Source organism: Paenibacillus sp. MY03, assembly GCF_002165585.1.
In the GTDB taxonomy this organism is placed as follows: Bacteria; Bacillota; Bacilli; order Paenibacillales; family Paenibacillaceae; genus Pristimantibacillus; species Pristimantibacillus agaridevorans.
Genome location: NZ_MXQD01000047.1, coordinates 1 through 14,813 on the forward strand (window position 1 = coordinate 1; position 14,813 = coordinate 14,813).

The 14,813-nt window shown below is 46.9% G+C and carries 12 protein-coding genes; 9 read left to right on the forward strand and 3 right to left on the reverse strand.

Annotated features, from left to right (window positions below):
• Positions 1-250 precede the first annotated feature (250 nt).
• The 8 genes from B1748_RS28345 (at position 251) to B1748_RS28380 (ending at position 11,186) form a co-directional block, all read left to right on the forward strand.
• A complete protein-coding gene (locus tag B1748_RS28345) occupies positions 251-1,798 on the forward strand; it encodes an extracellular solute-binding protein (RefSeq protein WP_087571327.1) in 1,548 nt (515 codons plus the stop codon).
• A gap of 416 nt (positions 1,799-2,214) precedes the next feature.
• Entirely contained in the window at positions 2,215-3,174 is a 960-nt protein-coding gene (locus tag B1748_RS28350; protein WP_087571328.1) for an ABC transporter permease, read from the forward strand.
• Positions 3,175-3,193: 19 nt separating this feature from the next.
• Entirely contained in the window at positions 3,194-4,069 is an 876-nt protein-coding gene (locus tag B1748_RS28355) for a carbohydrate ABC transporter permease (RefSeq protein ID WP_087571329.1), read from the forward strand.
• Between the two features lie 198 nt (positions 4,070-4,267).
• Positions 4,268-5,821 carry a response regulator transcription factor gene (locus B1748_RS28360; protein WP_256975982.1) on the forward strand — a complete coding sequence of 518 codons (1,554 nt, stop codon included), beginning with the start codon at positions 4,268-4,270 and terminating at the stop codon, positions 5,819-5,821.
• Entirely contained in the window at positions 5,718-7,637 is a 1,920-nt protein-coding gene (locus B1748_RS28365) for a cache domain-containing sensor histidine kinase (RefSeq protein WP_256975983.1), read from the forward strand. Before B1748_RS28360 ends, B1748_RS28365 begins: the two co-directional genes overlap by 104 nt.
• 156 nt (positions 7,638-7,793) lie before the next feature.
• Positions 7,794-8,708 (forward strand): ABC transporter permease, encoded by a 915-nt coding sequence (locus tag B1748_RS28370; RefSeq protein WP_087571389.1) that lies wholly within the window; start codon positions 7,794-7,796, stop codon positions 8,706-8,708.
• The gene (locus B1748_RS28375) at positions 8,702-9,562 is read left to right on the forward strand and encodes a carbohydrate ABC transporter permease (protein WP_087571331.1); all 861 of its coding nucleotides are present in this window, start codon (positions 8,702-8,704) and stop codon (positions 9,560-9,562) included. Before B1748_RS28370 ends, B1748_RS28375 begins: the two co-directional genes overlap by 7 nt.
• 73 nt (positions 9,563-9,635) lie before the next feature.
• Positions 9,636-11,186: an extracellular solute-binding protein gene (locus B1748_RS28380; protein WP_256975984.1), complete on the forward strand. Its 1,551-nt coding sequence runs from the start codon at positions 9,636-9,638 to the stop codon at positions 11,184-11,186.
• Positions 11,187-11,402: 216 nt separating this feature from the next.
• Here B1748_RS28380 and B1748_RS28385 read toward each other — a convergent pair whose 3' ends face one another.
• Positions 11,403-12,206 carry a helix-turn-helix domain-containing protein gene (locus B1748_RS28385; RefSeq protein WP_256975985.1) on the reverse strand — a complete coding sequence of 268 codons (804 nt, stop codon included), beginning with the start codon at positions 12,204-12,206 and terminating at the stop codon, positions 11,403-11,405.
• A gap of 114 nt (positions 12,207-12,320) precedes the next feature.
• On the opposite strand from B1748_RS28385, the gene B1748_RS28390 reads away from it, so the two are divergent.
• Positions 12,321-13,124 (forward strand): phytanoyl-CoA dioxygenase family protein, encoded by an 804-nt coding sequence (locus tag B1748_RS28390; protein ID WP_087571332.1) that lies wholly within the window; start codon positions 12,321-12,323, stop codon positions 13,122-13,124.
• A gap of 88 nt (positions 13,125-13,212) precedes the next feature.
• Here the strand turns inward: B1748_RS28390 and B1748_RS28395 are convergent, their stop codons facing one another.
• Complete coding sequence (locus B1748_RS28395; protein ID WP_087571333.1) at positions 13,213-13,482, reverse strand: hypothetical protein; 270 nt, start codon at positions 13,480-13,482, stop codon at positions 13,213-13,215.
• On the reverse strand, positions 13,479-14,660 hold the full coding sequence (locus tag B1748_RS28400; protein ID WP_179215875.1) for a DUF4062 domain-containing protein: 1,182 nt from the start codon (positions 14,658-14,660) through the stop codon (positions 13,479-13,481). Before B1748_RS28400 ends, B1748_RS28395 begins: the two co-directional genes overlap by 4 nt.
• Positions 14,661-14,813 lie beyond the last annotated feature (153 nt).

Sequence of the window (14,813 nt, forward strand, 5' to 3'; positions counted from 1 at the left end):
CAATAGCCCGAGAAAATCGGGCTATAGGAGCAGAGCAGGCGCTGCCGAGCGCAATAGCCCGAGAAAATCGGGTTGCAGTTGGATCTGAAGTGTCATCCCCCCGCCGCCGATAATCATTACCTCAGAGAGGCGGGTGGGGAGGAGCGATATGAGCAAATGATTGTTTCGGCACCGATTGCGGCGATGTTACGCTCTAATCGTCCCAGTCAGGGGCATAGCATCCAACCAAACAAATCGGAGGTCAAGGCGAATGAACAAAAAAGCCATTGCATTGGGCAGCATCCTCACGCTTAGCATGATAGTAACCGCATGTTCGGGGGGCAACGGCAATAGCGCAAGCACCCCAGACCCGACTCAAAGCAGCGGAGGCGCGACACAGGCGACGGAAAAACCGGCCGAGCCGGAAAAACCAACCGAAATTACGATCATGCTTCCGCTTAACATCTCGGAGACGCCGCCCGACACGATCAAGAAAGAGCTCGAGAAGCTGACGAACACGAAGCTGACTTATCAATTTTTCCCTGCGGACACGTACGAAGAAAAGCTGAATGCTTCCTTCGCGACAGGCTCCCTGCCACAAGTGACGTATCTGAAGAACCAGGCGACCTTTATGCAGATGAAAGGCGCGATCCGCGACGGCCAGTTCTGGGAGATCGGTCCTTACCTCGCCGAATTCCCGAACCTGAACAAGCTGAAGCCGGAAATTCTGAACAATACGAAGGTCGACGGCAAGCTGTATTCTCTTTACATCGGACGTCCGCTGGCCCGCCAAGGCATCATCTATCGCAAGGACTGGGCGGATAACCTCGGCCTCGGCGCGCCGACCACCATCGATGAGCTGTACGCGATGATCGAGAAATTTACGAATGGCGATCCGGACAAAAACGGCCAGAACGACACGCTGGGCTTGACGGACCGCAACGATCTCATCTACGGCGCATTCAAGACGCTCTCCGCCTACTTCGGAACGCCGAACAACTGGGGAGAGAAGGACGGCGGCCTGCAGCCGGAGTTCGTGTTCGACCAGTACGTAGCGACGATGGATTTCATGAAGAAGATCCGCGACAACAAACTCATGAACGTCGACTTCGCGGCGACGAGCAAGACGGACCAGATCAACCTGTTTACGAGCGGCAAAGCAGGCGTCTATATCGGATCCCTGCAAGACGTCAACTCGCTGCACAAGGATCTTGTGAAAAACGTGCCAGACGCGGTCATCGAAGTGCAAAACGTGGTGACGGGACCGAACGGAGAGCAGGCGTCGTGGGCGATTCCGGGCTATAACAACGTCGTGCTGTTCCCTAAGGGAGCGATCAAGGACGAAGAGCAGCTCAAGAAGGTGCTGGCGTTCTTTGACAAGATGATGACGCCGGAAGTGGCCAACCTGATGTACTGGGGCATCGAAGGCACGCATTATAATGTGCAGGACGGCAAGGCCAAGGCTTCCGACAACGCGGAGCTGACGGAGCGCGAAGTCAAGGGCTACAAGGACAGCGTCATCGGCGAGCCGGAGACAAACGGCATGCTGGAAGGCTTTCACGACCTGGCAGTTCGTGTCCATGCGGAGCAGCTTATTGTGGAAAGCGAGAAGGTCGCGGTGCACGATCCGACGGCGCCTCTGGATTCGGCAACGTTTACGGAGAAGGGCACGCAGCTGCAAGAGCTGATCAAGGACGCGACGTACAAGTACATCTACGGAGACCTCGACAGAGCCGGCTACGACAAAGCCATCGAAGATTGGAAAGGCCGCGGCGGCGCGCAAATGATCGAGGAGTTCTCGGCGGCGTTCAAGCAATAAGCGGATAAGCGGACATTAAGCAAGTAGGGGCAAGAGGAGGATGACGGGCCGCGAGCCATGATGTCGCGAACGGACCGCAGGCGGGCCGCGAGCCATGATGTCGCGAACGACCGCAAACGGGCCGCGAGTCATGATGTCGCGAACGGACCGCAGGCGGGCCGCGAGCCATGATGTCGCGAACGGACCGCAGGCGGGCCGCGAACCATGATGTCGTGAACGACCGCAAACGGGCCGCGAGCCATAATGTCGCGAACGGATCGCAAACGGGCCGCGAGCCATGATGTCGCGAACGGACCGCAGACGGGCTTCGAGTCATGATGTCGCGGACGACCATCGTGAGCATCATGCTCCGTCCATCCTTCTCCCTTGTTTCTCAAGGGCAGCCGCAACCACTCCCCAGGAAAGGAAGAACCAGCATGCAGCACGCAGCAGCAACGGAGATCAAGCAAGGAGCGGCAAAGCCCCGCAGCAGCAGCGAACTGAAGAGACGCCTTTGGCGGAACAAATGGCTTTATGTCATGATATTGCCGGGCATTCTGTATTTCATTGCATTCAAGTACGTTCCCATGTTCGGACTCACCATCGCGTTCCAGGACTACAAGCCGCATTGGGGCTTCGCGGGAAGCGAGTGGGTTGGCCTCAAGCACTTCGAAAGACTGTTCACCGAACCGGATTTTATGAAGATTCTGACCAATACGCTTCTGTTATTCGGCATGAACCTGCTCTTTTATTTTCCGATTCCGATCCTGCTCGCCTTGATGCTGAACGAAGTAAGAATCACGTTTTTTAAACGTTTTTTCCAGACGCTCGTTTATTTGCCCCATTTCATGTCGTGGGTCATCATCGTGTCCATCGGTTTCGTCATGCTGACCATGGACGGCGGCATCATCAATGAAATGCTGGCCTACCTCGGCTTCGAAAAAATCAATTTCCTGCTCAGCACCGAATGGTTCCGGCCAACCTATATCATCCAGGTGATATGGCGCGAGGCGGGCTGGGGAACGATCATATATTTGGCCGCGATCGCGTCGGTCGACCCGCAGCTGTACGAGGCTGCGCGCATGGACGGCGCAGGCCGGCTCAGGCAAGTCTGGCATATTACGCTGCCGGCGATCCGGAGCGTTATCATTATTTTGCTCATTCTCAAGATCGGGGATGTCCTCGAGCTCGGCTTCGAGCATGTGTATCTGCTTCTGAATTCCATGAACCGCGACGTTGCGGAGATTATCGATACCTATGTCTACACGGCGGCGCTGCAGCAAGGCCAATTCAGCTACAGCACGGCCATCGGCTTCTTTAAGTCTTTCATCGGACTGGTGCTGGTCGTCTTGGCGAACAAGCTGGCGAAGCGCATGGGCGAAGAGGGCGTTTATTAATGGAGAGGAGGCTAACCCCATGGTGGAAGACAGAACGGTGAGCGGACGCGTGTTCGCCGCCGTCAACTATACGCTGCTCGCGATCATCGCGCTGGTGACGGTACTTCCGTTCCTGCACGTCGTAGCCGGCTCCTTCACGACGAGCGCCGAGATGGCGGTCAAGAAGTTTATCTTGTTCCCGACAGTGTGGAGCTTCGACGCCTACAAGTTCATCTTCTCGACGAACACCATCTTCCGGGCGATGGGTGTCTCCGTCGGCATAACGGCATTCGGTACGCTGTTCAGCATGCTGCTGACGGCGCTTATGGCCTACGGGCTATCCAGGCGCGACCTGGACGGACGCAGGGGCATTATGTTCCTCGTCGTGTTTACGATGTTGTTCAGCGGCGGGCTTATCCCAACGTTCCTGGTGGTACGCGAGCTCGGCATGATCGACAGCTATCTGGCGCTTATTGTTCCTACATCGATCAGCGCGTTTAACCTCATTATCATGCGCAATTTCTTCCAGAACATCCCCGAGGGATTGGAAGAATCGGCGAAGATCGACGGCTGCAGCGACTTCGGCATCCTGTTCCGGATCGTGCTTCCGTTGTCCATGCCGGCAATCGCCACCTTATCGCTGTTCTACGCGGTAACGTATTGGAACACCTACTTGAGCGCTATCCTGTATCTCAACGATAGTCTGAAATGGCCGATTCAAGTTCTTCTTCGCCAGATTGTCGTGCTTGCCAGCGGCATGGATTACAGCTCCGATCTGGACTCCACGGTGCCGCCGCCGGATCAGACGATCAAGATGGCCGTCATTGTCGTGGCGACGCTGCCGATTTTGCTCGTATATCCTTTCTTGCAGAAGCATTTCGCCAAGGGCGCCATGCTTGGTTCCATTAAGGGATAACGGCCAGCGAGTAGCGAGAGGGTGCCTCGAAATAGGGATAATGTTCAAGTAGATGCATAGACAAGCTACCGGCAAGCTTCCAGGTAGCTTGTTTTTTTGTTGAAAATCGATTGATTGTCGGGCAAAGGGGCATAAGCTATAATAATCGATACTATGATTACGCTTACAAGAAATATAGGATCAGGAGAGGATGGTTCTATGTCATTTATGTCCATGAGGCCATTAAATGTTTTAATTGTCGATGATGAGTTGCCATTAAGACAGGAGCTTCGGATGTTTCCATGGGAGGATTGCAACGCTGTCCTTATTGGGGAAGCTAGCAATGGAGAAGAGGCGTTAAGGATTTGCGAGACGTTTGTCCCGGATGTTGTCATTACAGATATAACAATGCCGGTTATGGATGGAATCATACTTATACGCGAACTAAAGAAGAGATACCCAATTGTACAAATTATTTTGCTGACCTGTCATAGTGAATTTCATTATGCACAGGAGGCGCTCCGCATAGGCGCTCTTGAATATATGTTGAAGGCTACGATTGATGAGCAGGAAATGAAACGAGCTTTGGATAAAGTCAGGCAAGCTGTCGCAAAAGAACGAAAGTCTCTGGATAATGAAAAATCCGAGTTAAGACAACTGCAAGCCGGGCTTTTCGAAAAACTGCTCCAAGGCCATCCATTGCAATACGCGGATTGGAGCGCCATTCAGTTAGATGGCCAGACAACCTATGCGTTGGTTCTCTTTATGTTTGATGCGCCGGATTCCGTGTTTTTAGCAGCTCAACCGCAAATGGAACAAATGTTTTCTGACATGGAGAGTTCTGATTCAACTTGTATAACATGGTTAACCGTACGCAAGCAGGAGTATTTTGTGATGATGACATTATCCGGAAAGGACATTACGCCTCTCTTACCGTCTATTGAGGCACGATTGCAACAACTAGAATCTTTCATAACGGAGGAGGCTTCTTTAGTTGAGCATGAGCATCTTATTCAAGTTGTTATTAGTGAGTTTTTTGCTTCGAGCGACGAGCTCGTCCAATCGGTCGAACATACCACGTTGTGGAAAGAAGCATTATTCTACGATCGTGTAGAAGATAACCTTGTCTACTACGGTCATCCGCAGCCATTACAAGCTATGACAGAGATGCATATGAAGGAAATGACCGAGATCCTTAGAAAAGCGGCTTGGAATTCGGAGTCGCTAGTGGATTGCATGAAGAACGCGTTTTTCGAATGGTGCATGTTTCAGCGGGTTCAACCAGAACAGTTAAAGCAATATGTAATAGGCTGGTTCGTTGAGTGGATCAATCAGCAAGGAGGAGGGGAACTGCTTCTTTTGAATATAACGAGCATGTTGGAAGTCAAAAGCTTATCTCGGCTCATTAACATAGTATGCAGGAAAATCATAGAGATCGAGAATGGGAAAACACGTTCCCGTCATGAAATTCGATTAGCGCTTCAGTGGATAAAAGACAATATGAAGCAACCCATTTCCCTTCCGATTATTGCCGAGCAGGTTGGTTTAAGTCCGCAATATGTTAGTCGATTGTTTCGCGAAGAAACAGGGACCTCGGTGACGCAATACATTACGCAAATGCGAATGGAGAAGGCTGTAGAGCTTCTTAAACAAACGAATATGAAAGTGTATGAAATCGCTGAAGAGGTTGGCATTCCTAGCTATAGGTATTTTACAGTCATGTTCCGTAATTGGACAGGGGTTTCTCCGACTGACTATAAGCGAAAAGTATAAAGTCCATTCCAAAAAAATAAGTTCGGGGGAGAGACGGATGCTGAGGCTGTTACGCTGGTATGGTAGCTTGGGTTTAGCGACGAAGCAGTTCCTTTATATGTTTATTGTGACTTTAACCCTCTTTATGCTGCTGGCATGGAGAAATTTGCATGAATCCGAGAGCTTGCTCCGTAATCAAATGATTAATGACGCCGAGCTGTTGGTGAGTCGAACGAACCAATATATCGATGCCAGTCTGGACAATGTGGAAAACATTTTATTGCTTCTATCCACCCAGTCTGAGCTGCTTGAGGAGAATAACGAAGAAAAAGCTCTTAAGACACTGCGGACCTTTGCTTCTAATAATAATACAATAGCCAAATCCTTATATATGATTAGAACTGACGGAAAGGTGTATGCGAGTTCACAGGTATTTTACGACATAATAGGCAATCCACATTTGCAGGAGCTTTACGAGCTTGCGTTGCAAAATTATGGCGGAATTAATGTCAGTGAGCCGTATTACTCTCCTTTGTCTGGACACACGCTGGCTTACGTTCTCCCAATAATGGATGCCCAAACAAAACTTAAAGGCGTTGTCGTAGCGGAAGTGGATTTGGAGATGCTTTCCTTGCAAATTACACCCAAAAACAATCAATCCTATGTGTTGTTTACGAAGGATGGCAATGTGATTAATCGACTGGGAATTAGCGATAAATTGCTGCCCTATCAACATGCGACCTATCCGCCCGTATTACAGTCTGAATTTCAGGAGCAGCTTGTTTCTCTTAAGCTGGGGGTAAGCAGCATCCTGTTGGATGATAGGAAGTCGTTAGTTGCCGTGAAATCGACCTCGAATCGATTAGGCTGGTCATTAGCGGCTTTTATCGAGGAGGATTATTTCTATAAGGATTTGCAAAGTTTAAATAACAACTACAGAACGGCAAGCTTCATCTGGATTATCATATTGCTAATTAGCGCCTATTTAATGAGCCGTTCCTTTACAATGCCTATTCGCAGATTTGTTGAGAGGATGGACAGGCTCAACGATTTGCAGGTCGTAACGAAGCTGACGGTAACGAGAAGAGATGAGATTGGAAGGTTAATGCTAAGCTATAATGCCATGCTTGAGAGAATTCAGGTTTTACTTAAAAAAACGAAGTCGGCAGAAGAATTGAAGAAGGGATATGAGCTTAAAATGCTGCGCAGCCAGATCGCTCCTCATTTTCTGTACAATACGCTCGGTTGTATTAGCAGCTTGGCGAAGCAGCAAAGGATTGACGAGGTGCGCGAGACGATTCGATCATTGATCAAGCTGCTTAGCTTCAGCTTCGATAGGCAATCTGAGTTTGTTCCTATTGAGGAGGAGCTCGAATGTCTGCGTATGTATATGTATATTCAACAAATCAGATATGGGGATCAGTATCGATACGAGATTCATTGCGAGGAGAACCTTTTACAATACCGTATTTTAAAGCTAACGCTTCAACCATTAGTGGAAAATGCCTTATTCCATGGACTTACGCCGAAGAATGGCGGCCACATTGTAATTAAAGGAAGACTGGAAAAGGGAGTTGTTAGATTTTATGTTTGCGATAATGGGGTCGGTATTTCGAGTGATGAAGTGAAGAAGTTGTTAGATGATTCAAATGAACAGGAACGATCGCGATTTAGATTTACTGGGATTGGTCTGCGAAATGTACATGAGAGAATTCAAATTCATTATGGCGAGCAATATGGCATGCGTATAAGAAGTGTTAAAGGAAAAGGAACCATGATCCGGTTAGACATACCGCTGCTAAGCGAGAATGAGGAAAAGCTGGGCATTTGGGATTAACTAAATTCAAACATTTTTACTGATTTTATGTATATCGGTGTTCCCTCTAAAAAACTATACTTAATCCATAAAATGAAAACGCATACAAGAAGGAGGGGGACGATGGAAGCTAAATCCAGATTCAAACAATCTCCGCAGGCGCAGCTTGTTCCACTAATGAAATTGCAATCCATGATGCGAGTCATCTGGCGTTTCCGGGCATTCTACATCATGTTGCTCCCTGGTGTCATTTACTTTATTATTTTCCGATATCTTCCGATGTATGGCGTCATAATCGCTTTTAAAGACTATGCCATTATGGAAGGAATAACGGGAAGTCCATGGATAAACCCATGGTATAAACATTTTCAAACTTTTTATCAATCCCCCTATTTCAGTCAATTGTTAAGCAATACTTTATTAATCAGCATTTACAAGCTTGTTTGGGGCACTTTACCACCCATCATTATGGCAATCTTATTGAATGAGTGTCGCGTGCGTTGGTTGAAATCAATTGTACAGACATTGACTTACATGCCGCATTTTTTATCATGGGTCATTATTTTCGGTATTTTATTAACCTTGTTTTCGCAAAATGGCGGATTAATCAATCGTTGGATTGTAGAAGCGGGCGGAACCTCTATACCGTTTTTAACATCAACGGACTACTTCCGAAGTATTCTTGTCGGCTCGGAGGTATGGCAAAACCTGGGCTGGGGAGCGATTATTTATTTGGCGGCAATGTCTGGAATCGACCCTACACTTTATGAGGCGGCCAAAGTGGATGGCGCAAATCGTCTTCGTATGATCTGGCATATCACGTTGCCTGGCATTCGAAGCATTATCGTTCTTCTCTTTATTCTTAAGCTCGGCCATTTACTTGATGCAGGCTTCGATCAAATTTATATTTTGTACAATATCCAAGTGTATCCCGTCGCGGATATTCTCGATACATGGGTGTACCGTACCGGTTTGCAGCAATTGAACTTTAGCCTGGCTTCGGCAGTTGGTTTGTTTAAGTCTGTCATTGGATTAGTCCTTGTCGTTATCGCTAATCAGATAGCGAAGAAATGGGGTGAAGCAATTTGGTAAGGAGGCTGGATGACAAGCTTTTTGATTCATTCGTATATCTCATACTCATTATTTGCGGGCTGGCGGCCATTTTACCGATTTTGTATGTCATATCCGTTTCGATAACGCCATTTGGCGAAGTGCTTCGTAACGGAGGCTTTATATTATTCCCGAGAGAAATTACATTTACAGCTTATCGGACATTGCTTACAGAATCCAATATTCCGCAAGCTTTCAAAATAACGATATGGATCACGGTAATAGGAACGGCTGTTAATCTCATTTTAACCAGCTTAATGGCCTATCCATTATCGCGAAAAAATTTGCCTGCAAGAAACTTTTTTCTTCTGATGATTGTTTTCACCTTATTATTCAGCGGAGGAATAATCCCCACATACTTGGTAGTCAAATCCGTTGGTTTGTTGGACTCGATTTGGGCCATGATTCTTCCTAATGCGGTGTGGAGCTTTAATGTGCTTATTATGAAAAGCTTTTTTGAGGGATTGCCCGAGGAACTGTTCGAATCCGCAAGAATGGATGGAGCCAAGGAGTTTCGTATTCTGATTCAGATTGTGACGCCGCTATCTATACCGGTATTGCTAACTGTAGGCCTATTCTATTTAGTCGGGCATTGGAATGAATTTTTCCAAGCTATCTTCTACGTGACGGATCGAACGTTATTCCCGCTGCAGGTTATCGTTAGAGAATTATTAATGCAAAGCCAACAGCCGCTTGAGAACGCAGAGAATATGATGCCGACGCAGACCATGCAGATGGCTGCGGTCATGATTGCAAGCGTGCCTGTTATTGTCATATATCCTTTCCTCCAGAAGCACTTTACAAAAGGAATGCTGCTCGGATCTATCAAAGGTTGATTTAGGCTGCATAGATAACTGGCCAGCTATGCGCGCCTATTCAATATACACATTATAGATAGGGGATATGAAAATGAGAAAAAGTTTATCCATTCTTTTTTCCATAACACTTCTAATTGTGATGCTCACTGCGTGTTCAGGGGGGAGTAATTCGAACAAGAATACAGGAACTGCGCCTACAAATACGGAGAAGCCTAGCGCTTCGGCCTCAGCAGCGCCAACTGAAGCAAGTAATAAAACGATCAAGCTTGAAATTATCGAAACCGGAAATAATCTGCCGGCCCCGGACAAAGACAGTATCAAGCAAGAACTGGATAAAGCATTAAATATCGATCTGAATTTAACGGTATATCCTTCAGGGGACGATTATACGAATCAATTAAACGTTCGTATGGCGTCAGGTAATTTTCCGGATTTGTTTATGTTGAGCCGCCAACAACTGCTTCAGTTCTCGAAACAAGGACTACTGCTTGATTTGACGCCATACATGGATCAGTTACAGAAAACAATTGATTTCATTGGAGAAGAAACGGTTAAGAAGGGAATGGTTGACGGGAAAGTATATGCGATCTCGAAATCGCCCCAAATCCCTTACAATACCTATTGGATTCGCAAGGATTGGTTGGATGCATTAAAATTAGATGTTCCAAAAACGATTGAAGAGCTGGCAAAAGTTGCGGAAGCGTTTACTAAAAATGATCCTGACGGCAATAGTAAACAAGACACTTTCGGTCTAACTGGAGGGAAATTAAGCGCCTTTGCACCGGTGTTCGGAGCATTCGGCGTGGGATCCCCAGGAAACTTTTACGTGAAGGACGGAGCAGTATTAAATGCTTTGTACGATCCGGCAATGAAAGATGCTTTGGCGTTTATCAAACAAATGATCTCTTCTGGATCTGTTGACCCTGAACTATTGGCTAACACCGGATTGCAGCATCAGGAGAAATCCATTAAAGGCCAAGCAGGCATCGTACACATCGATTGGCCTAATATGACAAAGGAACAATTCGTAGAGCAAATTAAGACTGTAAATCCAAATGCCGAGTGGCTGCAAATAGAAGCGCCGGTTGGACCTGGGGGACAAAACGACTCTTCATGGGATATAGGGGCCACTGCGGGTAGATTTGCTATTCCGAAAGCGATTGAGAAGGACCCTGAGAAGCTGCAGCGAGTTTTTGATCTGTTGAACTATATTTCAGATCCGGACGGAGGATCGCTTCTTGTCCAATTTGGGGTGAAAGACACTCATTTCATATTAGAAGACGGCACGCTGAAAATGACGGATAAAGCGGGTGAGGTAGGACACTCTTGGCTCTACCAATTTACTGGAAGGCCGGAGATGGAATATTTGCAAGCGAAGTTCGCGCTTCAGTCGGAATCGATAAAATTTGCCAATGACCAGAAGCGTATTGAGGCGTTAAACGGGTTTATTGATATTCCTGAAGGTTTTAACGCGGCAGATGCCGATCGATTTATCGAAGAAGAAATTGCAAAATTTGTTTATGACAAGCGTCCTCTAACAGAGTATGAAGATTTCCTCAAAACATTAGAGACATCGATGAATTATAAATTATTATTAGATAGCGCTCAAGCGCAACTCAATGAGCTAGGCTACGGCAGCTAACGAATTGAACTAGGTCGTGTCTGAAAACCCGCTCTGGGGCATCTTTCACCGCCTTTCCGCCCCCTGCTTCGTCACTTTTGCTTGACGTACCCCCGGTACGCCTTCACAAAAGTTCCTTGCATGGAACGAAAATTCGGCAAAATCTGCTCCCCTCGGAGTATTCAGACACGCCCTAGAAGACAAGCGATTAATATTCTGCTTGTCTTCTTCTTTTGACTATACTTGATAAGTTTTACGGTAAGCCGAGGGGTTAATGCCAAATTGTTTCTTAAAGCTTTTGCTCAAATGATGCTCGTCGGTGAAGCCGCAATGCTCCGAGATTTGTTCAAGAGTGAGCGACGAATTAATCAGTAGTTTCTTCACCTTATCCATCCTAAGATTAGTTGCGTAGGTATGAGGTGAAATTCGAAATTCCTGCTTGAATAGCCTTGTTAACTGTACCTGACTAATTCCTATTTCATATGCAATTGATTTTAACGATACACCGAATTCGGCATTCTGCTTAATCTTATGGACTACAAGCTGGAGAAGCGGGTCTTCGGTATACAGTTGATTTAAGTTTTGATCGTATAGCTCTATTTGCAACGTATAAAGTAAATCTCGCAGCAAATGTTTTTTATAAGGAAGAACCACATTCGAATTTAAGTAACCAGCTTCGCGTAATTGTGCAATTGTGGATACTAATCTTTTATTATTCATTAGGCGGAGCTTACCTGTATAAGGAAATGCGAGAGGGTCTACATCCACCTCATTAGTAGCAGTAAGCCAATGAAAGCCGATTAGATGAAAAGAGAGTCCATCAGTAGCGCGATAGAAGGTTAAGTCAGGGGGACAGAGTACCATATCGCCTTGAACAGCATTGCCACTTTGCTCTCCCAGCCTATATTCAAAGCCGCCGGACTCGACAATAAATAATGCCCAATGATCATAAGTATCATGTGTTTTTTGAAATTGCACAGCATCTTTAATATACACATGATAAATTAAATTCGGCTCTTGAAACTGATCGCGCTCCACCATTGGCTGGCCCCCTTGAGTATTGAAATTATATACAAGAAAATTAATTGTTTTATCCATTATAACAGGAAATACAATCAAATATAATGAAACTAATTACAAGTGGGAGGCGAGGAAATGAGTGTCAAACAGCTTGATATCAAAGGGTTAATGAATCAATTTAACGAGAAGGGTTATTTGGTTATACCAAGTGTTTTGTCGCAAGAGAAGGTTGCTCGCTTGAATTCCGTCATCGATACCATCATTTCGAATGAGCCGGAGTCGCTAGCTTATAATATTTATAATAGCGTCGAGCTTCATCCAGAAATAGCCTCATTGATAGATGAGCCGACCATTCTCCCCTTGATTGTTAATTTGCTGGGCTATAATATCCAACTTCATATATCGCATCTGACCATTCGAAAACCCAATCCAAATGACGTGCAAACAACATCCCAGAGCTTTATTGACTGGCATCAGGACGGACCGAATCCAAAGTTTCCGGTTATAGAAGGGCTGACCGCGACTTACTACATCAAAGTCTGCTATATATTGAGTGATATGTCGGAGCCTAATCGAGGCAATACAAAAGTAATTCCGGGCAGCCATAAAAAGCCGTATGACCCCAATCACAGGGATGTGCGTCAACAGCTGGACGGTGAGGAGCAAGTATGTGGAAAACCGGGAGATGTGTTTATATTTGCCCAAAATTTATGGCATGCGGGATCGCCCAACACATCGGAATATACGAGAAGACAGTTGTTTTTAGGCTACAGCCCAATATGGATGAGACCTATAGACTATCATGTTGCTTCAGAGGAGCTTCTTAAGGATGCTGATCCTATTCGCCGCCAGTTGCTTGGTCACATAAGCGATAATAAATTTAAATACTACGTTCCCGAGGAATCCATGGTACCGCTCAAGTCATTCATGCTTAACTGAATGTCATGTAATGGATTTCGTGCTTATTTAAAATGGCCCTCCCTGGATTCCAGGCGAGGGCCATTGCATAGGCGTGCGGATTGAGCCGTTAACCTTCTACGGTCAGACCGGTCAACGTATTGTTAAGCTCATTCAAGCGTTGATGCTTATGATGGATGATGTTGTCTGTATAACGCGTGGTCGGGACGAACAGCAAGGTGTCCTTGCCGATGGCGGACATGCCGTTTCTCTGCATATGCAGGACGGTTCCTTGTTTGTTGACGGCGATGACGGTTTTATCAGGGGACAGGGCGTTGGCAGTTGTTTGGACATGCCATCCGTCTTGCGCGGCCGGCAAGCGAGTCGGTTTTTTGCTCATTTCTGTAACCCCCCTATAAGAGAATTCAATAATTCGATGATCATTCCGTTAGCGTGTGTGTTCAGTATACCATTAATGATATCATCCGTGTAGTCGGCGTACAGCTGCGAGCTCCATGCGGTATCCTCCGGGAAGTGGTACGAGATCACGTATTCCCCCAACTTGTAAGTCAAATAGAATAGCCGCCTCGACTCCCAATAAAACAACCCCGGAACACCGTCCTGCAGGTTATTGTACGTATAGGATACAAATGAGCTTGGGTCGCCTACCTCGAAGTCGTAATTCCCGTTCGTGTCTCCTGCGTAGTACTGCACCGTCAGCGAGTTCCCTTCGTGATGAAACAAGCAGATGGCGGAGCAGGCTTTGACGCTCCCGATGCTTCCGTTTACCGGGCCGGCTGTAATCTCCGAGCGAGTAAGCATGCGGATGGAACGATTTAGCAGCCGGCGCCCTTCCAGCAATTCGCTGATTCGGACATGGTCCGATACGACTTGTTTCGCGAACGACGTGAAATCCCCGAAGGCGAGGGCGAGCTGGGAGCTTTCCTCGTACAACGATTTTTTCGGAAGAAGCTGAAGTCCTTGCTGGAGCAGATCGCTTAGATAGGATGCCCATGGAACCGTATGTCCCCACGAAAGTTTCTCGACATAATGGCCTTTGACCATGACGATATCATGCAGCAGCACCCAGACATAGGTATCGATTTGATGTTTGGACGGGATGCCGGACGCCGGATTTTTCTCCGACTCCATCTCCAGGAAATCCACGACCTCGTTATTGTGCGGCATTCTCCCCCGCGAAAGTTTAAACTCTTCGATGTATTTGGCGATGATCCATCTGAATTTGAAGTAGGCATCCATGATCGTGCTTTCACAATAAAGCATCATCATCTTGCTGTCGGAGACGGCCCGCAAATATTCCAGATGGGTAACCGTATAACCGTTCGACGTCATGGAGCCGCCCTTGGTATGGATAAACAGGCAGTACAAGTCGCATTCGCTGACCTTTTTCAAGCAATGATCAACGCCTGTCTGGAAATTCGGCCATGGGCCGAAGTTCTTTTCGAACATCTGAGGATCGTGTCCCAATCTCGACAATTCCTCAAATGCACCTATCCGAAGATGCGTGATGGCATCTTGAGCAACAGAGCTAATGAAAATTTTGGATGATGTGGGCACGAATTGGTTCTCCTTGTTAAAAAAAGTAGTTTGTCCCATCATATCATAGATTGAGCGCGGGAAAAACGAGAATAGCCGCTTGAAATCCGCATCTAGGGCGTGTCTGAATACTCCGAGGGGAGCGGGTTTTCAGACACGACCTAGTTCCTGAAA